20 protein-coding genes and 1 rRNA gene are annotated in these 24,387 nt (G+C 38.7%); 8 read left to right on the top strand and 13 right to left on the bottom strand.

The genetic code is table 11. The features are described 5' to 3' along the window. Positions 1 to 13: 13 nt before the first annotated feature. The 6 genes from ACIQZG_RS10370 (at position 14) to ACIQZG_RS10345 (ending at position 7,589) form a co-directional block, all read left to right on the top strand. The gene (locus ACIQZG_RS10370) at positions 14 to 907 is read left to right on the top strand and encodes an EamA family transporter (RefSeq protein WP_402755107.1); all 894 of its coding nucleotides are present in this window, start codon (positions 14 to 16) and stop codon (positions 905 to 907) included. A gap of 205 nt (positions 908 to 1,112) precedes the next feature. Further along, positions 1,113 to 2,204: an extracellular solute-binding protein gene (locus ACIQZG_RS10365; RefSeq protein ID WP_402755106.1), complete on the top strand. Its 1,092-nt coding sequence runs from the start codon at positions 1,113 to 1,115 to the stop codon at positions 2,202 to 2,204. Between the two features lie 90 nt (positions 2,205 to 2,294). Beyond that, positions 2,295 to 3,365 (top strand): ABC transporter ATP-binding protein, encoded by a 1,071-nt coding sequence (locus ACIQZG_RS10360; RefSeq protein WP_402755105.1) that lies wholly within the window; start codon positions 2,295 to 2,297, stop codon positions 3,363 to 3,365. Positions 3,366 to 3,377: 12 nt separating this feature from the next. Then, on the top strand, positions 3,378 to 5,099 hold the full coding sequence (locus tag ACIQZG_RS10355) for an ABC transporter permease (RefSeq protein WP_402755104.1): 1,722 nt from the start codon (positions 3,378 to 3,380) through the stop codon (positions 5,097 to 5,099). 25 nt (positions 5,100 to 5,124) lie between these two features. Continuing rightward, complete coding sequence (gene argH, locus ACIQZG_RS10350; protein WP_402755103.1) at positions 5,125 to 6,639, top strand: argininosuccinate lyase; 1,515 nt, start codon at positions 5,125 to 5,127, stop codon at positions 6,637 to 6,639. After that, entirely contained in the window at positions 6,636 to 7,589 is a 954-nt protein-coding gene (locus ACIQZG_RS10345) for an N-acetylglucosamine kinase (RefSeq protein ID WP_402755102.1), read from the top strand. Before argH ends, ACIQZG_RS10345 begins: the two co-directional genes overlap by 4 nt. Positions 7,590 to 7,622: 33 nt before the next feature. Here the strand turns inward: ACIQZG_RS10345 and ACIQZG_RS10340 are convergent, their stop codons facing one another. The 4 genes from ACIQZG_RS10340 to ACIQZG_RS10325 all read right to left on the bottom strand — a co-directional run bounded on the left by ACIQZG_RS10340 (position 7,623) and on the right by ACIQZG_RS10325 (position 11,587). Continuing rightward, positions 7,623 to 8,957, bottom strand: a complete 1,335-nt coding sequence (locus tag ACIQZG_RS10340; RefSeq protein WP_402755101.1) for a transglutaminase domain-containing protein — start codon at positions 8,955 to 8,957, stop codon at positions 7,623 to 7,625. Positions 8,958 to 9,090: 133 nt separating this feature from the next. Further along, positions 9,091 to 10,278 carry a transglutaminase domain-containing protein gene (locus ACIQZG_RS10335; protein WP_402755100.1) on the bottom strand — a complete coding sequence of 396 codons (1,188 nt, stop codon included), beginning with the start codon at positions 10,276 to 10,278 and terminating at the stop codon, positions 9,091 to 9,093. A 247-nt stretch (positions 10,279 to 10,525) separates the two neighbouring features. Continuing rightward, positions 10,526 to 10,786, bottom strand: a complete 261-nt coding sequence (locus tag ACIQZG_RS10330; protein ID WP_402755099.1) for a metal-sensitive transcriptional regulator — start codon at positions 10,784 to 10,786, stop codon at positions 10,526 to 10,528. 87 nt (positions 10,787 to 10,873) lie between these two features. After that, positions 10,874 to 11,587, bottom strand: coding sequence for a glycosyltransferase (locus ACIQZG_RS10325; protein ID WP_402755098.1), 714 nt, complete (start codon positions 11,585 to 11,587; stop codon positions 10,874 to 10,876). A 171-nt stretch (positions 11,588 to 11,758) separates the two neighbouring features. Between ACIQZG_RS10325 and ACIQZG_RS10320 the strand changes: the two genes are divergently transcribed. Beyond that, the gene (locus tag ACIQZG_RS10320; protein WP_402755097.1) at positions 11,759 to 13,723 is read left to right on the top strand and encodes an SEL1-like repeat protein; all 1,965 of its coding nucleotides are present in this window, start codon (positions 11,759 to 11,761) and stop codon (positions 13,721 to 13,723) included. 40 nt (positions 13,724 to 13,763) lie between these two features. Here the strand turns inward: ACIQZG_RS10320 and ACIQZG_RS10315 are convergent, their stop codons facing one another. The 8 genes from ACIQZG_RS10315 to aceA all read right to left on the bottom strand — a co-directional run bounded on the left by ACIQZG_RS10315 (position 13,764) and on the right by aceA (position 22,889). Continuing rightward, complete coding sequence (locus ACIQZG_RS10315; RefSeq protein ID WP_402755096.1) at positions 13,764 to 14,168, bottom strand: hypothetical protein; 405 nt, start codon at positions 14,166 to 14,168, stop codon at positions 13,764 to 13,766. An 80-nt stretch (positions 14,169 to 14,248) separates the two neighbouring features. Beyond that, entirely contained in the window at positions 14,249 to 15,619 is a 1,371-nt protein-coding gene (locus ACIQZG_RS10310) for a HAMP domain-containing sensor histidine kinase (RefSeq protein WP_402755166.1), read from the bottom strand. Beyond that, a complete protein-coding gene (locus ACIQZG_RS10305) occupies positions 15,619 to 16,290 on the bottom strand; it encodes a response regulator transcription factor (RefSeq protein ID WP_402755095.1) in 672 nt (223 codons plus the stop codon). The genes ACIQZG_RS10310 and ACIQZG_RS10305 overlap by 1 nt, the downstream gene beginning before the upstream one ends. Positions 16,291 to 16,346: 56 nt before the next feature. Beyond that, positions 16,347 to 17,420, bottom strand: a complete 1,074-nt coding sequence (locus tag ACIQZG_RS10300; RefSeq protein ID WP_402755094.1) for a DUF1648 domain-containing protein — start codon at positions 17,418 to 17,420, stop codon at positions 16,347 to 16,349. Between the two features lie 30 nt (positions 17,421 to 17,450). Further along, positions 17,451 to 17,846 carry a GntR family transcriptional regulator gene (locus ACIQZG_RS10295; RefSeq protein ID WP_402755093.1) on the bottom strand — a complete coding sequence of 132 codons (396 nt, stop codon included), beginning with the start codon at positions 17,844 to 17,846 and terminating at the stop codon, positions 17,451 to 17,453. A 578-nt stretch (positions 17,847 to 18,424) separates the two neighbouring features. Then, complete coding sequence (locus tag ACIQZG_RS10290; RefSeq protein WP_402755092.1) at positions 18,425 to 19,594, bottom strand: pyridoxal-phosphate-dependent aminotransferase family protein; 1,170 nt, start codon at positions 19,592 to 19,594, stop codon at positions 18,425 to 18,427. 295 nt (positions 19,595 to 19,889) lie between these two features. Further along, a complete protein-coding gene (gene aceB, locus ACIQZG_RS10285; protein WP_402755091.1) occupies positions 19,890 to 21,488 on the bottom strand; it encodes a malate synthase A in 1,599 nt (532 codons plus the stop codon). Between the two features lie 117 nt (positions 21,489 to 21,605). Then, positions 21,606 to 22,889 carry an isocitrate lyase gene (aceA, locus tag ACIQZG_RS10280; protein WP_402755090.1) on the bottom strand — a complete coding sequence of 428 codons (1,284 nt, stop codon included), beginning with the start codon at positions 22,887 to 22,889 and terminating at the stop codon, positions 21,606 to 21,608. Between the two features lie 213 nt (positions 22,890 to 23,102). On the opposite strand from aceA, the gene ACIQZG_RS10275 reads away from it, so the two are divergent. Further along, complete coding sequence (locus ACIQZG_RS10275) at positions 23,103 to 23,774, top strand: LytTR family DNA-binding domain-containing protein (RefSeq protein WP_402755089.1); 672 nt, start codon at positions 23,103 to 23,105, stop codon at positions 23,772 to 23,774. A gap of 383 nt (positions 23,775 to 24,157) precedes the next feature. Here the strand turns inward: ACIQZG_RS10275 and rrf are convergent. Then, a 5S ribosomal RNA gene (rrf, locus tag ACIQZG_RS10270) occupies positions 24,158 to 24,273 on the bottom strand. Positions 24,274 to 24,387: the final 114 nt, after the last annotated feature.

Here is a 24,387-nt window from a genome sequence, read left to right as displayed (position 1 = left end):
TGAAAAATATATTATGAAAACCAAGTTACTTTATCCTCTAATGGTTGTCATTGCTGCGAGTAGCTATGGAATTCTATCAACTATCGTTAAAGTTGCGATGCTACATGGCTTTACATCATCAGAGGCAATTTCGAGTCAATATATTATTGGCTTTATGCTAATCTTGACGATTTTCATCGTAACCCAGAGACAATTACCTAAGCTTTCAAAGAAGGGGCTTCTCCTTTTAATCTGTGCTGGTACTTTCACCGGATTTACAGGCATTGTATATGGTGAATCATTGAAGTATTTGCCAGCTTCTCTTGCAGTCGTCATGTTATTCCAATTTACATGGATTGGCTTATTTATAGATTGTGCATTGCATAGACGCCTTCCAAGTCGCCCAGAGACACTCTCACTTATCGTTTTATTTGCCGGCACAATTTTAGCAGCTGGTTTAATTGATGTCGATTTAAGTGGTATAGCATGGCAAGGTTGGGTATTTGGTTTAGCTGCTGCTTTTAGCTTTGCCTGCTTTATTCAGTTTAATTCTCGCTACGTTGAGGGTGTTACTACGACAGCGCGTGTACTGATTATGTCTTTCGTCGCGCTTGTTGTTATCAGTATCTTCCTGAATCCTGAAATCGCTTGGAATGGTAAGCTTTTTAGTGAAGGCTTATGGAAATACGGACTAGCACTTGGTCTATTTGGTATTATTTTACCGATTTATTTATTTTCCATTGCTGTACCAAAAGTTGGTGGTGCGCTTGCTTCCATTCTAAGTGCCATGGAATTACCCGTTGCAGTGACAGTTTCAGTTATCGTTTTACACGAACCTTTAACATTGGTACAAGTAGCAGGTATCATTCTTGTCATCCTCGGCATGATGCTTCCGACTTTACTCGGTCTAAGACGGCAAAGAATATAAAAACTCCAAAACTCCTTAAAATGGTAATGTTCCATTTTAAGGAGTTTTTTTGAATTACACCCAAATACCATTGATATCCAATGTTTACTTCGTTTATGATGGTAATAATGTTAGAATATTTTAACTATTGATGACATTAATGGTTGGCGTATGTATTATACTTCTATATGTATGCTATTCACTATAAAGGAAGGGGAAGATGATTATGAAGAAAACACGTATTTTCGGCTTTTTACTTGTACTTATGCTTTTGATTTTAGCTGCATGTAGTAACGATGACGGCAAAGATACTGCAAATAATACAAAAGATGGCGACTCTGAAAAAACAGATGCACAAGCGTCTCCATCTGGAAAACTTGTGATTTACACAGGTCGCGATGAAGAAATGGTGCAAGGCGTAATCGATCAGTTTAATGAGAAGTACCCGGACATTGAAGTGGAGTTTTTAACAATGGGCGCACAACAAATTTTAGAGCGTCTACGCGGTGAAAAAGCAAATCCTCAAGCAGATTTTTGGTGGGGGGGTACACAATCTGCTCTCATTGTAGGAGCCGATGAAGACTTGCTACATGCATGGGAACCGAGCTTTATCAATGCAATTGACGCGAATCATAAAGATGAAAAAGGTCGTTGGTTCGGCGAAATGCTACTACCAGAAGTTATTATGATTAATAGCGATACACTAACAAAAGAAACAGGACCTCAAGATTGGGATGAATTATTAGACCCTAAATGGAAAGACCAAATTTTAATTCGTGGCGTACTAGCCTCTGGCACAATGCGTACAATTTATTCATCCATGATTGTTCGCCAAGGTGCCGATACACCTGAAAAAGGCTATGACTGGTTATTAAAGTTAGATGCGAATACGAAAGAATATACACAGGATCCAAATGCACTTTATTTAAAATTAACACGCCAAGAAGGCAGTGTTTCTTTATGGAACCTTCAAGACATTTTGTTAAAGAAACATACAACAGACTATCCGTTTGATTACATCTATCCAAAGAGCGGTGCCCCTATTTTAGTTGATGGTGTCGGTGTCGTGAACAATGCGAAAAACTTAGAAAACTCAATGTTGTTCGTAGAGTTTTTATTTGAAAAAGAGATGGTTACAAAACTAGCAAATGATTACTATCAAATACCAACACGTACAGATATCGATAAAGCTGCAATGCCAGAATGGTATCAAGAGTTAGATTTAAAGACATTTGATATTGATTGGCAGCTTATGTCTGAAAAAGAAGCTGAGTGGATGGAGTACTGGGATACAAACGTAAAAGGTCGAGGTAAATGATATTTGTATAATTAACGTTTTTAACCTCGAGTGATTTTTCACTCGAGGTTTCCTATACAACTAAATACCAGTCAGAAAGGAGCATTTCATATGAAAAGTGTCAAAATAGAAAATGTTTCTAAACAATTTGGGCAAGTGCATGGTGTAAAAGATTTAAATTTGGACATTAAAGCTGGCGAATTTTTTACTTTCCTTGGTCCAAGTGGCTGTGGGAAAACAACAACGCTCCGTATGATTGCTGGCTTTTATTACCCTACTGAAGGGAAAATTCACTTTGATAATCGTGATGTGACCTTACTCCAACCCAATAGGCGTAATATCGGTATGGTGTTTCAAAACTATGCCCTCTTCCCACATATGACCGTAGACGAAAATATTGCGTTTGGTTTACAAGTACGTAAACTTTCTAAATCAGAAATAAAGCTAAAAGTCGATCGTATTCGAGGTCTTGTACATTTGAAGGAATACGGTAGCCGTAAAATTAATGAGCTATCAGGTGGTCAACAACAACGTGTGGCATTAGCACGTGCGCTTGTCATTGAGCCAGATATATTATTACTCGATGAGCCTCTATCCAATCTAGACGCTAAATTACGGGAAGAAACACGAATTGAAATTAAACGAATTCAATCAGAGCTTGGTGTGACAACCATCTATGTAACACACGATCAAATGGAAGCTATGGCTATGTCAGACCGTATTATGGTCATGGAAAATGGGTACGTCAAACAAATTGGTACACCTCAAGACATATATAATCGCCCTTTAAATCGCTTCGTCGCAGATTTTATTGGTGAAACAAATCTAATTGAAGCAACTATCGAAGCAATACAAGATGACGATATTCGTGTAAAAACGACAAATGGATTAGTATTTACTGGGCAAAAGCAACATAGCTCTCCTTCATTAACGCATATAATTGGAGATAAAGTATTTCTTTCAATTCGTCCTGAGTCCATTAATCAAGGTACTGGTGATAACACTCTAACGGGGAAAATTTCATTTGTCGAATTTACGGGGATTAGTGTGAACTACATCGTAGATTGTGAGGGTTTTTCGCTAAAAGTAATGATTATTAATACCTATGGGCAGATAAAAAGTATTGGCGACAACATTACCTTAAATATTGCCAGTGAATCACTGTACTTTTTAGGAGAATAGGAGGGAACCAGCATGGAAAAACCACCTGCGAATTTTTATCAAGAAAATGTCTGGACACGATTAACTCAATCAAAGTGGTTCGTCTATATCTTAATCTCGCCTTTATTTTTAGTGTTGTTTGCCTATGTGATCTTCCCCTTCTATCAAACGTTAATACAGAGTTTTTCTGGAGACGATGCACTTTATAATTATAAAAAATTTTTCAACCTTGCCAGTCCTGCCAATCTGGAAGCACTATGGACTAGTATTTATATTTCTGTCTTTAGTGTAATCTCCTGTGCAATCGTCGGTGTGACAATGGCATTCTTATTAGAGCGATATGATTTTCCAGGTAGACGCTTACTATCCATTTTAGTGTTAGTTCCTATGGCTCTCCCTCCCCTTGTCGGTGTATTATCATTCACCTTTTTATACGGGGAAAGCGGAATTTTCCCACGTGCTATTCAGCATCTATTCGGACTAGACCAAGTACCTTTTTCACTTAAAGGTATATGGGGGGTCATCGTCGTACATACATTCACCATGTACACATACTTCTATTTAACCGCTTCCGCTGCCATTAAAGGACTAGATCCTTCTTTAGAAGAAGCAGCGACTAGCTTAGGCGCAGGGCGTATTCGTGTATGGACAAAGGTTATTTTGCCAATGCTCACACCTTCCATTATTGCCTCAGCGCTACTTGTATTTATGGTATCGATGGCATCTTACACAGCACCATTAATGTTTGGCGTTGAGCGGACGATGACGATGCAAATCTATTTATCTCGCACAAATGGGAACTTAGACATGGCAGCGACACAGTCGATGATTTTATCCTTTGTTTCAATATCATTTTTAATCATTATGCGTTGGTATCAAAACCGCCGTAATTATCAAAATTTGAGCAAAGGTATCAGCGTTCACCGCTCTGAAGTATCTTCAAAATGGATGAAAATTGTCGCAACCGTCGCCTCTTTCATCGGCACATTAATTTTAATATTACCAATTTTAGTGCTCATTTTAATTTCTTTTTCGGTCGATGGCGCTTGGAAAACACAAATATTGCCTACCGATTATACACTTGATCATTATATTGCATTGTTTACTGATGAACGTACATGGCGACCAATTTGGAATTCCATTCAAATGGGGATTGTCGCAACGCTAGGCAATATCATTTTCGGAGTCGCAGCAGCTTATGCAATGGTGCGGTTGAATTTTAAAGGCAAAACATTACTCGATATTTTAATCATGGTACCTTGGGCGTTACCCGGGACTGTAGTGGCCGTAAATTTAATCGCCGCATTTAGTACTGAAAATATTTTTGCTTTCAATCAAGTGTTAATTGGAACGTTTTGGATTTTACCATTAGCATATTTTATTAGACATTTACCACTTATTTTCCGTTCGACCTCAGCATCACTTGTCCAACTAGATCAATCCATCGAAGAAGCATCACGAAGCTTAGGCGCCACTTGGTGGTATACATTTAGACGTATCGTTATACCGCTGACGTTTACCGGAATTTTAGCTGGTACATTATTAGCACTTGTCCAAAGTTTAGGTGAATTCGTTGCGTCCATTCTTATTTATAGTACTTCTACTATCCCACTATCTGTAGCTATATTTCAAAAATTATATGCCTTTAAATTTGGAACAGCCTGTGCATACGGCGTATTACAAATTTGTTTAATTTTAATTGTACTTATTATTTCTGAAAAGTTATCAAAAGGCAGTGCTGGCTCAGCCATTTAGCTGTCAATCTATAGGAGGCTATCATATGTTTGAGGATTTCCGTAGCAAAACACAGCAAGAGGATGGGATGATTTTCCCTTCAAATATTTATCGAAAGGTTGTATTACAGCCAGCTTATGATGAAGCAAAGAAAAATTTTTTAACGATTATGCTACAAATTAATATTGCACATCTGAAAATGTTAGAAGAACAAGGTCTTGTAACAAAAGAAGAAGCCACTCAAATTGGCATAGCATTGAAAAAACTTGATTTGAACTACTATCGTATACAAGATTACAGCCCACAATATGAAGATTTGTTCTTCCGCATAGAGAATAAATTAATAGAACTTGCTGGCGATGTTGCTGGAAATCTTCACATTGGTAGAAGCCGTAATGATATGGGTATTGCTATTTATCGAATTACTTTACGCCAAAAATTACTTCAGCTTATGCGTGAACTACTTACATTACGAGGTGATTTAGTAGCTGCTGCTGAGGAGCATGTTGATACCATTATGATTGGCTATACACATACACAGCAAGCACAGCCAACGACTTTTGCTCATTATTTAAAAGCAGTTATTGATCAAATTGATCGTGACTTTGAACGTATGCAACATGTGTATAAAACTGTAAACCGTAGTAGCATGGGAGCTGCAGCATTAACGACAACTGGCTTTAATATCAGCCGTGAACGTATGCGTGATTTATTGGCTTTTGATGATATTATCGAAAATGCTTGGGATGCCGTTGCAGGAGCTGATTATATTGCTGAAGCAGCAAGTACGGTGCAGCTTGCCGCATTAAATCTCGGTCGCACATCGCAGGACTTCTTATTGTGGGCAACACAAGAATTCAATGCTTTCGTATTAGCTAGTCCTTATGTGCAAATTAGTTCTATCATGCCACAAAAACGCAACCCCGTTTCCATTGAACATACACGCTCATTATTATCATCGGTTGTTGGCGATGCGAGCACAGTACTGCAAATGGTACATAATACTCCATTTGGCGACATCGTAGACACAGAAGACGATATGCAACCTTATTTATGGCGAGCTATTGACCGTTTAATTGGTATCTATAAGCTATTTGGCTCACTTGTTGTGACAATGGATGTGAATAAGAAAAAGCTACTGAATCGTGCCGAGAACAGTTTTGCAAATGTCACTGAACTTGCCGATACGTTAGTCCGTTCTGAAGGTATTTCCTTCCGTCAAGCGCATAGTATCGTAAGTAAATGTATCAAAGTATTACTCGCACATGGTGAGGAATCATTAGCAAGCCTTACATGGGGATTAGCAAATACGCAGTCCAAACTCGTAACTGGCAAAACATTAATGATCTCTGAAGAGGATTTCTATAATGCCTTAAAACCAGAGTTTTTTGTCGGTATCCGTACATTACTGGGTGGTCCTGCTCCCGTAACAATGCAAGCATCCCTTGATCGGGCTAAAGAGAACGCGCTCGGCTTTTCTGATTGGATTAAACAAAAGGAATCCACGATTCAAAGTGCTGAAAAGCAACTTGCTTCTTTTCTTGAGGAGTGGAATCAATGACAAAATGGTTACTTATTATTGATGGTGGCGCAACGAAAACTGCATGTGCAGTCGCACATGCAGACTCTGGTGAAATCCACTTTATCAAAACAACAAGTGGATCCAACTATCAAGCAATTGGCATTGATAATACACTGGAAGTTTTACAAGCCTTGTTATCACAAGTTCACGGATTTTTACAACAGCAACCCTCTCAGAAAATTGCAGCCGCTACCTTTGCGATGGCAGGAATTGACTCAGCAAGAGACTATGAAATTGTAGCAACAACCGTCCATGAGGCAATCGCCACTCATAGACTTGATATTGATAAACTTATTATAGAAAATGATGCGGAAGCGACATTTCATGGTGTTACTTCTGGACAAGCTGGGGCAATGCTTATTGCTGGAACTGGTGCGATTGCTTATGCAAGTAATGGCAAGCAACAAATTGTACGTGCTGGTGGATGGGGCCATCGAGCTGGAGACGAAGGTAGCGGCTACTGGCTAGGTCAAGAAGTCGTACGAGCCATTTTTAAAATGGAAGATGGTAGAGGTGAACCGACACTATTAAAGAAAGCTGTGTTCAACTATTTAGGTATTCAGCAAGCAACTGAGCTTGCGTCATGGTTGTTCCGTCCCTCATATACAAACGCACAGCTAGCAAAAATGGGATCATTTTTAGCAGAAGCGACAGCCAAAAATGATGCCTGTGCCATACAAATCTCCACAAGGGCAGCACATGAATTAGTTTTACTAGCATGTGCTGCATTAAAGCAAATCAGTTATAACGGTGATGTATTTACGTTGTACTGCAATGGGGGTGCCATCAAGCATAATCCATTTATCCTCCATACGTTCACAAAAAAAATGACATCGATGTATCCAAAAATTCGTATCACTCTTTGCCAGCAAGCACCAATTGATTATATTATCAAACGCACACAAATGGAGGTATCTCAAAAATTTTGAGATACCTCCATTTTCAGTACAATTCATTTTTGATTAGTGTATGACCATTTTTTTCAGTTCGTTCGTTGTGAAGTATAAATAGCCATCCTTCACGTATAAATCTTTTGTGTCTTCGCGGTTTAAAACTTCCTCGCCACTTCCATCTGGGCGTATTTTCGATAAATAAGCGCCTCGCGAGTAATTACTAAAATACAGCCAGCCATTTGCATATACAATGTACTGAGCTCGTGAGTTCGTCACACGTTCAGACTTACCTGTATTCATATCAAGTACGTATAACTTATTATTGTCTGATTCATTACTATAAAATAACTGTTGTCCTACTTGTGCTGGGAAATCTACATCATGATAATAGCTATATTTCGCACTTGTTGCTTTTGGATAATCTGAAGCAATCCATGAATGATCCTGAGCCATTGTACGGTCATCTACTAAAAAGTACTGATACCGTACTGCACCTTTACGATCCGGCACTGGGTCATTCCATGTCGTATCTAAATGATACCATTGACCTTCTAGCTTCACTAAATTCCACGCATGTCCAATTTCCCCTACATAACCGACAATATATTCGGTCTCAATACCAAGCTTTTGTAACATCGAATGCGCAAGTAATGCATAGCCCTGACAAACACCACCACGTTCAGCAAGTACTGTATACGCACTGTGAGGGCTAGAATTAGTTTCGTCTGTATAAGCCGTATGCGACACAATATAGTCGTTGACCGCCTTCACTTTTTCAACATCTGACATCGAACTCGTCACAATGGACGCTAAAATATCTTGAACATTCATCTCTACATAAGCTGCCTGTTCAGGTGTCATTAGATAGCTTTGTTCACCATAAATTTTTGCTGATATTTTGTTATATTCATAACGAATGGCATGCTGACTAATATGGCCATAAACATAACCATCCCGTTTAAGCGCTTCTTCATATGCCTCTTCTATAATTTTCTCTATGCGTTTGGTGCTACCGTTATATTGAATTTCAAACGTAGGTGAAAAACTACTAAAGTAAGAATACATCGCATCTGCTAACTCTTTTTCATTCGTTACAGCAATCTTTGCTACTGGCGTTACTACCGGAGCATTAGAAGCCGGCAATTGCGCAACGGCATCCATATTTTCTGTAGGTGTTGCTGTTTCAATCGAGGAATCCTCAGAAAAAGTAGCAGTTACCTCTGCAATTTTTTCTTTTGTAGCCGTAAATACTGTAGCTATTTCTTCACGATCTGCCCAATCTATAATTTTTTGAACTGTCGTTTTCCCAACAGCATAAATCGGTTCAATAAAAATAACGATAATGAGTATTAGCGCTAGCCTTTTCCACAAATCACCCACCCCACAAACATTTCTTTTTTGCATTTGCAATAATTCCATCTAGAGATGTAGTAACACTTCTCTTCATTATATACAAAAAGTGCACAAAGAAATCCATCGGAGGCTCCTTTGTGCTAAGAAATCTTTATGACATTTTTATAATTTGCAATAATATAAATTATTTTTTCGGTGATTCGCTAGATTTTGTAGGTATATCAATTTTAATTTTTTGCTCTTTAGTACCAACTTTATAGACTAAATCACTTCCACTTATTGTTAGGTCCGTTACTGCCTGTTTTACGAGCACTTCAGTTTTTAGCGAGTTAATATTCATTTTTGTTAAGTAACCACTATTGCTATAATTACTGAAATAAATCGTGTCCCCTGCACCAACAATATAAAGTGCACGTGTATCTACAACTTTTTTTCTTTTACCTGTCGCTAAGTCTAATTGATATAATTTATGGTTATCTGCAGTATTGCTAAAGTATAACGTATTATTAATTTGTTGAGCATAATGTACATTCTGCATATAACTATAGCTTGTACTTGTTGCCGCTGGATAATCAGAAGTTACCCAAGTATGGTCTTTTTTCAATTGCTCATCCGTTACTAGGAAATAATCATATGAGGAGGTACCTGGACGATTTGGTAGGGGGTCGTTCCAAGTTGTATCAAGGTGATACCATTTGCCGTCTACCTTCACCAAATTCCATGCATGCGGCACATCTCCATCGATAAAACCAACAACATATTTAGTTTCCACACCAATTTGATTAAGCATTTTATAAGTTAATAAAGCATAACCTTGGCATACTGCTTGTCCCTCCATTAACAATGCATAGGCACTATGAGGACTGGATTTTGTCTTTTCACCATAAGTTGCATTTGACACAATATAATCGTTTACTGCCTTCACTTTTTGGAACGTTGTCATGGAAGGCGTTATGATACTAGCTATTACTTGATCTACTTTCTTTTGCACTTTTTCTTCTTGTTCTTTATTCGTTAAATATTTTATTTTAAATTTAATATTACCTGCTGAATTAGTTGATATGACCGTACTCTCTATATGCTCACCTGCATATATAGCTTGTTGTGTTGCCTTTTTCAATGCTGCAAGCGCATTGTCATTATGGTTTTTCATTGAACCTTTGTAAGTGATGCTGATTTCGGTAGTAAATTCATTCAGTTGTTTTACAACTTCGTTTACTACTTGATCCCATGTTGTAATTGTTGAGTCCGCTACCACATTATAAGCAACCTTCGATACCCCTTCATTGACATATATATCTGCACCTTTCGCATATGCAGCTGTTGGGCTTAACATTAGTAACGCAGCACTGCTTAATAGCCATTTCTTCACCTTAAACACTCCTTTCGCTCTCTGTATCACCTTCATATGTATAATTATAGAAAAAATGTATCTTTAAAGCTATAAGTCTAGATCACTACATAAGACTTACTTCATCATTACCCAGTACCTCCTACAAACCTTTAGACCTAAAACAAACTATGTAACATCATAAATAAATTATTATTTATCATAATATAGAAACAAAAAACCCACTGATTTTTCAGTGAGTTTCTATTTCCATCTATAATCAATGTTATTAGCGGCTTTTTACAACTAAATTAACAGCTTCTTGGATAACTTCATTCATCTTTTCGCCATCACCTTCTGCCTTTTGTACACATTCCAGAAGATTTGTACTGACAATAACGCCGACAGTACGATCGACCGCTGATCGGACAGCTGACAATTGTGTAATAACAGCCTTACAATCTTTTTCTTCTTCCATCATTTTCAAGATCCCTCGAAGCTGACCTTCCATTCTCTTAACACGATTTTTCACTTGGTCTGTATATTCCATTCCTATGACTCCTTCACTGAAATAATCACCGCATGCAGTTACTTTACCATTATATTTATCCTAACATATTATCATAAGGACTTGGTTTTAACGCTGTTTCTTCCATGGTTGTAAATAATCTGTGAGCATCTGTGCAATAATTTTCCTAGCATTAGTAATTTCATCATATTGAATTACTGAATTTTTCTTTAAACGTAATGTGCCTATTTCTACTTCAAAAATAGGACATTTTCGCTTCAGTGCTGCTACAAGCATATTTGTATCATAATCAAAATGCTCGCCCTTTACTTCCAGCAGCCATGGTAACTCCTTCATCGAGATATAGCGTAATCCGGTTTGCGTATCCAATAGTTTGCGATGATATAATGCTTCGAAAAATAGACTTGTCACCCAATTACCCCAATACGTCGATAATGTACTATCTGGAGAATTGAAGTTACGTACGCCTAGCACAATGCCCTCAGAGAATACTTTTGTCATCGTAAGTACCAACTTCACATCCTGCAATGTATGTTGCCCGTGCGCGCCTAAGATTATAACCCCTTGATAGTGCTCTCGATTTGCTAGCATATATGTAAAGGCTGTTTTTAACGAACGCCCTTTGCCGTAGTTTTGATCATGGAGTATAACATGGCAATTTTCAAGCATCGCCAACTCTTTAAAAATCGCATCATACTTTTCATCACTACCATCATCGACAATAATAACTTTTGCTATTTTTAAAGTAAAAAGCTTTTGTACAAAAAGTATAAATGACTGTTGTGGATTAAAGGCTGGAATAATCGCCGCAACTGTGTTCATCAATTAAGCCTCCAAACTTCTTTAAATTATTCCTCACTTAAATACTACCATGTTATGTAAGCAATTCAATCAACCTTTCCATAGACTATATCTACACCAAAAGGATTGTCCATTCTAAAACATCAATACTTTTCATATTATTCCGATATATGATAAAAAGAGACGGTTTCTATGATAGCCGATAGAAAAGGAGTGAGCACTATCGTCATTCAATATGAAATACTACGTGAGCAGTGCATTAAACTACACACATTATCCTTCAATAACCTAGCCAAAAATCTACAAGATGCTAGTTCATATGCAATTTCAAAACCTGCTATCAGCCTGCAAAAAAGTCGTCTTGTACTTGAAGATATTTTATTTGAGTTATATAAAATTGAAATGCAGACTGAGCCAAGGTTAAAAAGCATCCTTAATGTACTTACTAACAAAGACTTTGTCGCAAGAATTCATCCACGACGTATTCATTTATTGATGAATCTAGTTCGTAAAATGACAAACAGCGGGAGTAATGATGTTGTTGAAGCAAAGGCTGCTAAAATCGTGCTAGATTACGTCAGTGATATCGTTGAATGGTTTATCAAACGCTATGATCGTAGCTTTAAAGCTTCTGTGGCTGTCCAAACCCATTCTCCGATTGAAGATATAATGCCACCCCTTGCTACAAATGTACTCGCATATGATGGTCAGCCTACTGAAGATTATGAACGTGCAGTTACTTGGTTTGAACTAGCGGCTGCAAAGGACAATGCGAGTGCGCAATACAATCTAGGCGTACTTTATAATCATGGACGTGGCGTCAAAAAAGACTATACTGAAGCAAAAAAGTGGTATGAAAAAGCAGCTGCACAAAATGATGAAAATGCATTATATAGCTTAGGTGTGTTGTATCATCTTGGGCATGGCGTCATAAAGAATTACGAAGAGGCAGCTCATTACTATAAAAAAGCTGCAGATTTAGGAAATGCAGATGCACAATATAATCTTGGTGTACTTTACAATCAAGGACTCGGTATGCCTGTTAATTTTGCAGAGGCTGCTAAATGGTATATTCTTGCATCGAATCAAGGCAATACGAGTGCGCAAAACAATCTAGGCTTCCTTTATCATAACGGTAATGGGGTACCGCAAAGCTATGAGGAAGCAATAGCCTATTTTAAAAAAGCAGCAACTGCTGGTGATGCTAGTGCACAGTATAATCTTGGCTATATGTATTTAAAGGGGAGAGGGGTTGCCCAAAGGTTTGAAAAAGCAGCGAAGTGGTTCCATCTTGCTGCATTGCAAAGCCATACAAACGCAGAATTCCAGCTAGCTATGCTTTATAATAGCGGGCACGGCTTGCAACAAAATACTGAAGAAGCGATGAAGTGGTTTAAGTTAGCCGCTAATGAAGGACATACAAATGCTCAGTATTGCCTTGGCGTTCTTTATGCACAAGAAAAAAACAGTGAACGGGCCGAGAAATGGCTGACACTTGCAGCAAACAAGGGACATATTAGCGCAGGTTATGAACTAGGACTTCTATTTGCACGTCAACTCGACCAAATGGAGAACGCTTTAGCATATTTTAAACAAGCCGCAGCCAAAGGTTTAGCAGAAGCGCAATATGAGCTTGGTTACCTTTACGCAACCGGTACTGGTGTGGTTCAAAGCTATGCTGAAGCTGTAAAATGGTGGCGAGCTGCTACGGACCAGTCACATTTGCATGCAGAGTATCAACTCGGACTTTTATATGAACAAGGACTTGGTATGACAAAAGATTTAGAGGAAGCTCGACGTTGCTACCGACTTGCTGCCATTCAAGGCCATTCTGGCGCCCAATATCAACTCGGTAATTTATACGACAAAGGTAAAGGTGTCGAGCAAGACTATACTGAAGCTGCTAAATGGATTGAGCAAGCTGCGGAAAAAGGGCATGCAAAGGCACAATTCCAACTCGCACAAATGCATATAAATGGGCAAGGTGTGCCAAAAGATTTTGCAAAGGCAGCAAAATACTATCGCCTAGCCGCCAAACAAAACCATAAAAAAGCACAATACCAACTCGGCATGCTCTACAAAAAAGGCCAGGGCGTCGCTCAAGATTATAACGAAGCTACACGCTGGCTTAAAAAATCACTAGAAGAAGTAAAATAAAAAACCGCGTCAAGGTCTTATAAGACTGACGCGGTTTTTCTTAATTCTTCGCTTCTTCTTTTTGATCCACCATAACTGTTACAACTATAAATAAAGCAAAACTAATTAATAATGTTGTGCCTCCTACAATGAAGAAAATCATTGTAAAGGTTTCATTTAAATTGAATGGATTTAAATTGTATAACCACATACCAATTGTTAAGCCTAATACACCAAAAATAGCTGTCCAGCCATGTGCCATAACTAATCTTTTTGATTTCACTTTGAATACTCGGTAGAAAATCCCCCATGCGAACATACTTAACCACCCGACCAGTAAAATGTGTGCGTGAAGTGGTCGATATTCATAACTACCTGAACCTGACATATGTGATCCTAAATACGTCCCGACTAGCCCAAAAATCGCTGCTAAACGAATGAGGCGCAGACTCCATTTTTGTTCCATACTATAGTAACCCCCTAAGTTTTTTCAACTGTTTACTTAGTAGTCTATAGTGTGAACATGAACTTTATATGAACTGTTCATTATAACTTTGGTAATTGAATTACTACCGTCGTACCTAAACCAATCGTACTTTTTAGTTGTACTTCTCCATCATGCAATTCGGCAATCTTTTTTACGATGGCGAGTCCAAGTCCTGTCCCTTGCTTTGTTCTCGACTCATCTGCACGGTAAAAGCGATCAAATACTTTTAATAGCTGATCCTCTGTTATGCCAATTCCGCTATCCTCTATCTGTACTTCCACATAAGATAACTGCTCTTGCAAGTGAATTCTAATTTCCCCGCCCTCCACATTATATTTAATAGCATTCGTCAGTAAATTATCCCATACATTTTGCAACAAATTAGCATCTCCATTAAACGTCACAGGCACTAATTGATACGACAATTGCACATTCGTTTCTTCCAATTGCCAGCGATATTTGCGCACCGTATCCTTTAACTGTTCGTCCAAACGATAAGGCTCACGTTTGAGTAGGCGCGTCGATTGATCGAGAGACGTTAATAAGAGCAACTGCTTCGTCAAGGTCGACAACCGCTTCGTCTCCAGCTCAATAATCCGCGTGTACTCCTGTCGCTCCTGCTCAGATAGCTGTGGACTCTTTAGCAAATCGACATACCCTTGAATATTCAATAAAGGCGACTGAAAATCATGCGATACATTTCCAATAAACTCCTTGCGAATGACATCATTCTCCTGCAATTTTTTTGTCATGACATTAAAGCTATTGGCAAGTTGCCCGATTTCATCCGCTCGATCAATTTCAAGAGGTACATCAAATCTCTCAAGTGCTAATTGATGTGTTGCCTCAGTTAACTGTGTAATCGGGCGAATTAAGGCCTTCGCAAATAACAACATCAACAGCAAACTAATAATCGCCATCACCAAAAACAGTCCACCTAAAATCGTGTGCACCTCTGAAAATAATAAGCGAATATCCGGTCTGATAAACAATGCATACTGTTGATCCTTATACACAAACGGTACACCAATCGTATTAATCAACTCATTTGCAAAAAATCCTGTTACAAATGTCTCTTTCGGAAAATCCCGCATACCATGATAGATTTCGCCGTCTAGCACGTGCTGAACAACACTTTTTGATAATGCTTTATCGCGATATTCACCACCATAAAATTGTTCATCCGTGCCCGTCGTTACATAAATCTGATAACCTATTTCACCTAGTGTCATTAAATAACTATCTAAGTCACTTGGCGCTGCTTTCTCGATATATTCAGTAATGTCTTTTGCTATCCTTACATTTTTTGCATCATTTTGCTCTTTTATCACTTGATGATAATACGTATTTGTCAGTAAAAATCCTATACATAAGCTCCCAACCATAATTAAGATTGTTGTAACAACAAATTTACTGTATAAGGTTTTCATCATATTTTAGCCTCTAGTTTATAACCCACACCCCGTACTGTCGTGATTTCGACACCCGTATCGTAACGATGCAAACGCTCACGTACCCGCTTCACATGTGTATTTAACGTCTGTTCATCTCCATCATAATCATAGCCCCATACTTGCTCCATTATTATTGCGCGTGTAAATACCTGATTCGGACGAGACGCCAAAAGTGCTAATAGCTCAAATTCCTTTAGCGGCAACACTAACGTATTCTCACCTACCATGACCTCAAAGCTTCTTCGATCAATCGTTAGTTTCCCAACCTGCATCGTCACTTGATTGGTTTTATCCAGCCTGCGTAAGATAGCCGCGATACGGAAAAGCAGCTCCTTTGGCTCAAATGGCTTCACAACGTAATCATCTGAGCCCGCTAAAAAGCCACGTTCTTTATCCTCAAGCTCCCCTTTTGCCGTTAGCATTAATACTGGAATGTCAAAATCTTGGCTTAGTGTTAAAGTTAACGCAAAGCCATCCATACCAGGCATCATCACATCCACTACTGCTAAATCCGGCATATCCCCATCAAGTAATTGCAATGCTTGCTCACCATTTTCTGCTTGCATGACCTGATAGCCTTCACGTGTTAAATAAATATTTACTAATTGCAAAATATGCACATCATCATCTACAACTAAAATTTTCATTTACTTTTCCCTCCATTCAAAAAGGGTCACTACACTTAGGTAGTAACCCTTTCATTCTATAATGAAAAAATGGAAATCAACAGTAATATAACTAATGGTAATATAATTACAATATAGCCATGTGGATTGGCAAAGTTCATTGTCCAGCCCACACCAAATCGCTTTTCTACAAAGATAGATGGGTCCTCACGATTCTTATAGATCACTCCGCCTATCCAATAACGATCTTCATCCACATCCGTTATTTCAGATGACACTCTATCTGTATAATCAAGTCGCCACTCACGCATTTTCCACACGAAAACAAGAATTCCACCAAGTACTAACACCAAAAATACAATAAACAACGGTAGTAGTTTGTTCCCTTCAGCCATCGCTGGGTAAATATTGCTTAGCTGTAGTACCGACAATAACACCGTTAGACTATAGCTTATTAACATCATACTCCAACTGGTAAATTTTCGTATTTTCAGCTGGCTTTCTAAAGACTCTTCTTTATGATTAACGGATAATTTAATAGCAGAACGTTTTATTGAATCCACAATCCCCCACATCATACACTGCATCATCAGCATTACAATTGGCAGCGAAACTGCTGTGAAATAGTTTTTTTCTACCCAATCATCTGCCGCTCCACTTGGCCCCCAGTGTACAGCAATACTCTCTGGCATTCGGTCATAATTCAACAATGTAAAGGCTATTAGGAATACCGTTACACCCATTGGAGCCAAAAAGAAAGACCAAGGCAACATTTCATCACGATTACGTGCTGTTAAATCTACTGCGCGCACTTGTTTTAAATGCATACCCCACTGTTCACTTTTTTTCAGTTTTATAACCTTTTGATGATTTATCCAGTACATTGCCATACTCACCGCAAGTATGACAAATAAAAATGAAATTAGTAGCATCCCCTGTGCTGGTTCTGAAAATTCTATTGCCCCATTGATCACAAGCATGATGATAATTAACGTCAAACCGATGCTCCCTACAATTTGGCTATAACGCCTTTTCGCCTTCTTAAGCTCAGGATGCTGCACGTTTTGTTCAGGTACAGTCACACCAAAAACAATTGTTTCACGCACTAAATATGGTGTAGAAACTTGTAAAGCCAATATAATGATGTACATAACAGTAAAAACTCCTAGTAGCATCGTTCGTTACATCCCTTCCACTATGACCTGTAAATCTGCAAAGACCTTTTTCATCATGTGCTCAATTTGATCTGCTGTTGCGCCGAGCACCATTCCTTCTGCCACAACAGGTTTTAAGTTTTTTTCAATTTGCTTCAACTGTTCAGGCGTTAGCGCACGCTCCTCAGCTGAACGGATTATCGCACCAGACTTAGGACGAATTGTTAAAATCCCCTTTGCTTCTAGCTCATGATAACTCTTATTTACAGTATGCATGTTGACGCCTAAATCTGCTGCTAAATTTCGCACAGATGGTAGCATATCCCCTGGCTTCATATCACCTCTTGCAATGCCTTCGATAATTTGTCTTGTAACTTGCTCATAAATCGGTACATCCGATTGCGGCTCTATTTGGATTATCATTTTAATCAACTCCACATTTGTTATATAAATAGTGTAACAAACATCTACCTCATTTGCGATGGAAAGAGCGTTTAATACACGCCCTTTTTTTCGTAAGGAGAATGCAATAAAGACCTTATTTCTTAAATTTCCCCCGTTTACTTATTAGACAATCACTGCTTAGAAGGATAGGACATTCTTACAGTGAATTTCAAACAAATATCAAAAAAATTTCCACAAATAAAATTTTTTATATTCTCACTGATTCGCCTGCTTTTGTGAAAATACCTGTCCTTGCATAAGGATTATATATTTCTATTATGACATACATTATCATACACCCTTTTTGTAAGAAACAATGAAAATATAAAAGAGATTACCTTTATGGTGAACAATGTTTGGAAAGATGTAGATAAATATTTTTCGATAACCTAATACCTTCTAATGCAATACTTAAAGGAGTATTGCAAACCAATAAAGGGAATAAAGGGGCAAGGATTCCTGAAATCGATGTCTCACCTACGCAAGGTAAGCTCCTATACCTATTAGCTAAAATTAAAGGGCTGTGTCGAAATTAGTTCGACACAGCCCTCAATCATCTATTTTATTGCAACTAGTAACTCTTCTTTTAAACGAGAAACAGCTGCTCTTATATTTACTTCATGTCCTAATTCTTTGAGCGTTTCACCAATTAGTTTAACCGCTTCTTCAAGCATTTCCACTGTCGTATTCCCCATATGTCCAATACGAAATGCCTTGCCAGCTAAATGCGCTAACGAACCTGCTACGATAACACCTTTTTCTGCAAGTTTCGCACGGAACATTGCATCCTCTATCCCCTCAGGATACAATACGCAACTAAGTGTCGGTGCTGCTACCGCTTCTTCAGCAAGTGCCGTCATACCATATTCAGAAAGCGCTGCACGTACTGCACGCCCGTATGCAATATGACGCGCCTCTCGCTTCGCAATCCCCTCGTCTAATACAATTTTCATTGCCACATCATACGCATAAATTAAATTTACAGGTGGTGTTGCAAAATATTTTCCTGGATCCTTCATAATCGGTATCCAATTGTAAATATCGCTATAGTACGCCGGAATAATATCTAGTGCCTCTCGCGCCTTTAACGCAGTTTGATTGAAAGCAATTATAGCTAGGCCAGGTGGTATACCAATTGCCTTTTGCGAACCCGTTAATACCACATCTAATTGATAGCTTGGATCACCATATTCCTTACTCATATTTTCATCAAGTGCAGCTGTTGCTACAACACCGTCTAAAATAACAAGGGCACCTGCCCTTTTAATGACTGGCACTAACGTATCTAAGTCAGAGACAACTCCAGTCGATGTATCTGCATGTGTGATGGTAACAGCCTTGAACCCACCCTCTGCTAACTTATCCTCAACTGCTACAACATCTACTTGCTTACCCCATTCAGCCTGTAATACCTCTACTTCAATGCCAAATGCTTTTGCTAGCGGCGTAAAACGATCCCCAAAATAACCATGACTAATGACAAGTAATTTCTCGTCCTTCCCGACTGTATTAACGATCGCCATCTCCATCGCCAGCGTCCCGGAACCAGCCACGACAAATACTTCGCCATCTGTCTGGAAAAGTTCCTTCGTTTGTTTTAACGCATTTTTGTAAATCGCTACAAATCGAGGATCAGTGTGGCCTCTTGTTTCACTTGCTAATGCATCATAAATCTCATCTACCACAGGTGTTGGTCCTGGAATTAATAACATTTCTTTATTACGCATTTCTTCTCCCCCTTAAGTGATACTTTTATGTATTACAAAAAAATCTGCTATTCAATATACAAAAGATGCCCTGTAAGCCCCCCATCTGAGCTCACAAGACATCTTTCACCCCTTTTAAATCTCTTACTTATGTTTTATAAGTAGACCCCTTTTTGAAACTGTGCTCATTTCTTTCGGTAAGGAACGAGGGAACAGACCCCGCTCGTTACATTGGTGGAATACGGTGGACTGCATTCGAGTTCAGTCCACTATGATCATGGAAAGTTAGACATGTAAATTAGTAGATTTAAAACAATTAGCTTAATCTTTCATAGCCTGGAAGTGTTAAGAATTCCACGAATTCATCTTGCGAGATTAAAGATTTAAACAGTTCAGCAGCTTCATCGTAGCGACCACCATTATAAGCTTGTTCCCCAACAGCCTCTTTAATTTTCACAAGTTCCTCTTCCAAGATTTCTAGCACGAATGCTAGCGTGATACCACGGCCATCATCTAAAATGCCTTTTGGATGACGAATCCATTGCCATACTTGTGTACGAGAGATTTCTGCAGTAGCAGCATCCTCCATCAAGTTATGAATTGGAGCAGCTCCATTGCCTCGTAACCATGAAGCAATATACTGAACTCCAACACTACAATTCAAACGCAAACCATCAAGTGTAATTGTGCCTTCTGGTACAGCTACTAGGTCTGCCGCAGAAACGTTTACATCTTCGCGCTTTTTATTGATTTGGTTTGGCGTTTTCATAATTGCATCAAACTGCTCCATAGCTGTTGCAACCATGCCAGGGTGTGCTACCCAAGTACCATCATGACCATCTGTTGCCTCACGACGCTTATCTTCAGCGACTTTCGCAAATGCTACAGCATTCGCATCGTCATCACCTTTAACCGGAATTTGCGCTGCCATACCACCCATCGCAGGTGCGTTGCGTTTGTGGCATGTTTGAATACATAAAGACGTATAGGCACGCATAAATGGTACCGTCATCGTTACTTGACCACGGTCAGGTAAAATTACGTCTGGCTGATTACGCAAGCGTTTGATGTAGCTGAAAATATAATCCCAACGTCCACAATTCAGACCAGCCGAATGCTCACGTAGTTCATATAAAATTTCATCCATTTCAAATGCTGCTAAAATCGTTTCGATTAAAACTGTCGCCTTAATCGTTCCTTGTGGAATATCGATATAATCTTGTGCAAAGACAAACACATCATTCCACAGGCGTGCTTCTAAATGGCTTTCAAGCTTCGGTAAATAGAAGTACGGACCCGTACCTTTTGCTAATGCATTTTTCGCATTGTGGAAAAGGTAAAGACCAAAGTCAAAGAAGCTACCAGAAACCGGCTCTCCGTTTACGAGTACGTGTTTCTCAAGTAAATGTAAACCACGTGGACGTACTAAAAGCACAGCTGTTTCTTTGTTTAATGCATACGTTTTACCATTTGACTCTTGCGTAAATTCAATCGTCTTATTAATAGCATCACGCATATTAATTTGACCGCTAATCATGTTCTCCCAAGTCGGCGCAGATGCATCCTCAAAGCAAGCCATGAACATTTTTGCGCCTGAATTTAGAGCGTTAATGACCATTTTACGGTCTACCGGTCCTGTAATTTCTACACGACGGTCTTGTAAATCCGCAGGAAGGGGCGCAATTGTCCAATCTCCCTCACGAATATCCTTTGTTTCTGATAAGAAGTCTAGTTTCTCACCTTCATCAAGACGTTTTTGACGCACTTGACGAGCTTCTAAAAGTTCTTTGCGGCGCGCATCAAACTTTTCATGCAGGGCAAGAACAAACTCAAGGGCTTCCGGTGTTAATACTTCTTTTGTTTGCTCGTTTTGTTCACCAACAATTTTAAGTTTACCTGATGTTGCTTGTTCCATAAGTATAATCCCCCACCCTATGTGATTTTAAGTGCAGTCATCCCCCGCTTAGGAGGGGCGGAGGAGACTGATCTATGATTATGAATTTAGGAAGTGACGTACTAACTAATTAACGACTTATGCGAATTGTTCTGTTTCAGTAGAACCGGCCATTGCTGTTGTAGAAGATGTACCACCAGAAATAATTTGTGATACGTCATCGAAGTAACCAGTACCAACTTCACGTTGGTGACGAGTAGCTGTGTAGCCTTTTGATTCTGAAGCAAACTCAGCTTGTTGTAATTTAGAGTATGCAGCCATACCGTTATCTTTGTAATCATGCGCAAGCTCGAACATAGAGTGGTTTAACGCATGGAAACCAGCTAATGTTACGAATTGGAACTTGTAGCCTAACTTGCCTAGCTCACGTTGGTACTCAGCAATTTCATTTTCTGAAAGATTTGCTTTCCAGTTGAATGAAGGTGAGCAGTTGTAAGCAAGCATTTTACCTGGGAATTCAGCGTGAATTGCAGCTGCGAATTGACGAGCTTCCTCAAGAGATGGCTTAGAAGTTTCACACCAGATTAAATCAGCGTATGGAGCATATGCTAGACCGCGAGCGATTGCTTGCTCGATACCTGGTTTAGTGCGGTAGAAACCTTCTGGCGTACGTTCACCAGTGATGAAATCAGCATCACGTGGGTCGATATCAGATGTTACCATATCAGCAGCATCAGCATCTGTACGTGCGATTAAAATTGTATCAACGCCCATTACGTCTGTTGCAAGACGAGCAGCGATTAAGTTACGAACAGCATTTTGAGTTGGAAGTAATACTTTACCACCTAAGTGACCACATTTTTTCTCAGAAGCTAATTGGTCTTCTAAGTGAACACCCGCAGCTCCAGCTTCAATCATACCTTTAACAAGTTCGAATACGTTAAGTGGACCACCGAAACCAGCTTCAGCATCCGCTACGATTGGAGCGAACCAGTCAAAGTTATCTTCACGACCTTCAGTATGATCGATTTGGTCTGCACGTTGTAACGCTTGGTTAATGCGTTTAACTACAGCTGGTACAGAGTTTGCTGGGTATAATGATTGGTCAGGGTACATTTGACCAGAAAGGTTTGCATCAGCAGCTACTTGCCATCCTGATAGGTAGATAGCTTGTAAGCCAGCTTTTACTTGTTGAACCGCCTGGTTACCTGTTAAAGCACCTAATGCATTAATGAAATCTTCAGTGTGTAAAGAATTCCACAGTCGAGCTGCACCTTTAGTTGCTAAAGTTTGTTCAATTACTACAGACCCCTGTAATTTAACTACCTCTTCAGCAGTATAAGCGCGTTCAATGCCCGCCCAACGTGGGTTTTCAGCCCATTGTTTTTCTAAAGCTTGAATCTTTTCTTGACGTGTTGACATTTAAATTTCCACCTTCCCAATTGTGTTAAATATACTCTGTTAAAAAACTTTTCTAAGTTGCTGTTCCATAACAGGTTTATTTGTTGTAAATTACTATATAACAGATATTCTAAATTTTCATTATTTTTAGATAAAACACTGGAAAATAATGACGAAATAAGAATAGACAGGATGAATAATGGTAATACATTCAATTTAAAGGGGCGTTGGATTATGGAAACCAATAATACAGATTTAGAAAAAGAAGTACTGTTGCAATACAAAATTATTTTAGAAGATTGGATTCCAGCAACAGCATCAATAGCTATTGCCATTAAGGATACGTATATTTTCTTTTCTTCTGGTCATCATCAGATAAAGCTTGCTGCGGGGGAAAAAGTAAAGGAAGACAGTATTGCACAAAAGGTTTTAGCAACACGTAATAAAACCGATGCTATTATGGATAACTCACTATTTGATGCACCTTACTATGGCATAGGTTATCCCATCGAAATTGCCCAACAACCTGCTGCCTTAGTTATAGTACTTCCACCAAATTTTATTAAGCCAAAACAAGAGCCATATCAATTTCTAACAGGCAAACAGAACGAAGACTGGACACCCGTGCCAATCAATGACATATCGTATATTGAAAGTCTTCAAAAGCGTACATGGTTTTATGTTAATGGCGAACAATATAAAACAACAATTACATTAAAGGAATTAGAAACACGCTTACCAAGCATCTATGTTCGTATTCATCGCTCCTACATTATTAACATTCACTTCATAAAGAAAATAAAAAGGGACTTATCATCAAATTTCCTTGTAGTTCTAAAGAATGGAACAGAGTTGCCAATAAGCCAATCCTATATTAACAACCTTAGATCAACATTAGAATTTTAAAATATTTATACAATTAGCAAATCAAAGTATTTCTATAAAGTTTTTTTACATCTATAAGTTGAACTTAAATATCTTATAAACTACTATTTATTTTTTAGCATTAGCTACATGAATCCATTTGCCGTCTAATCCATGCAACATACTAGACCCGAATGTCCAGCGTTATATTTGCAAAATAAAAAAATGAGTGGCGTATAATGCTCCACTCATTTACTATCTTTAAATCGTTTTAAACATCTATCAGAATTTCTAAATCCTAATTCAACTTTGTACTAATAATTCTCCTTTAAGTAAAACTCCCTCTTTTTTACCTACCAATTAAGATGAGTTTGCTCAAGATTTAAATAAAAAAAACAGCCAACATATAGTTGACTGTCTCATGTGCCTAGCGACGTCCTACTCTCACAGGGGGAAGCCCCCAACTACCATCGGCGCTAAAGAGCTTAACTTCCGTGTTCGGTATGGGAACGGGTGTGACCTCTTTGCCATCATCACTAGACCTTATTTAATTGAAAGAATTATTCTTTCAAAACTGGATAAACGTTTCATTGATGTTCACAAACTTTTTGGTTAAGTCCTCGATCGATTAGTATTCGTCAGCTCCATGTGTCGC

Origin of the sequence: Lysinibacillus sp. NPDC096418, from assembly GCF_044762775.1 — a bacterium.
GTDB lineage: Bacteria > Bacillota > Bacilli > Bacillales_A > Planococcaceae > Lysinibacillus.
Note: the sequence above shows the minus strand (reverse complement) of the source record. Positions and strands in the feature narration are given on the sequence as shown.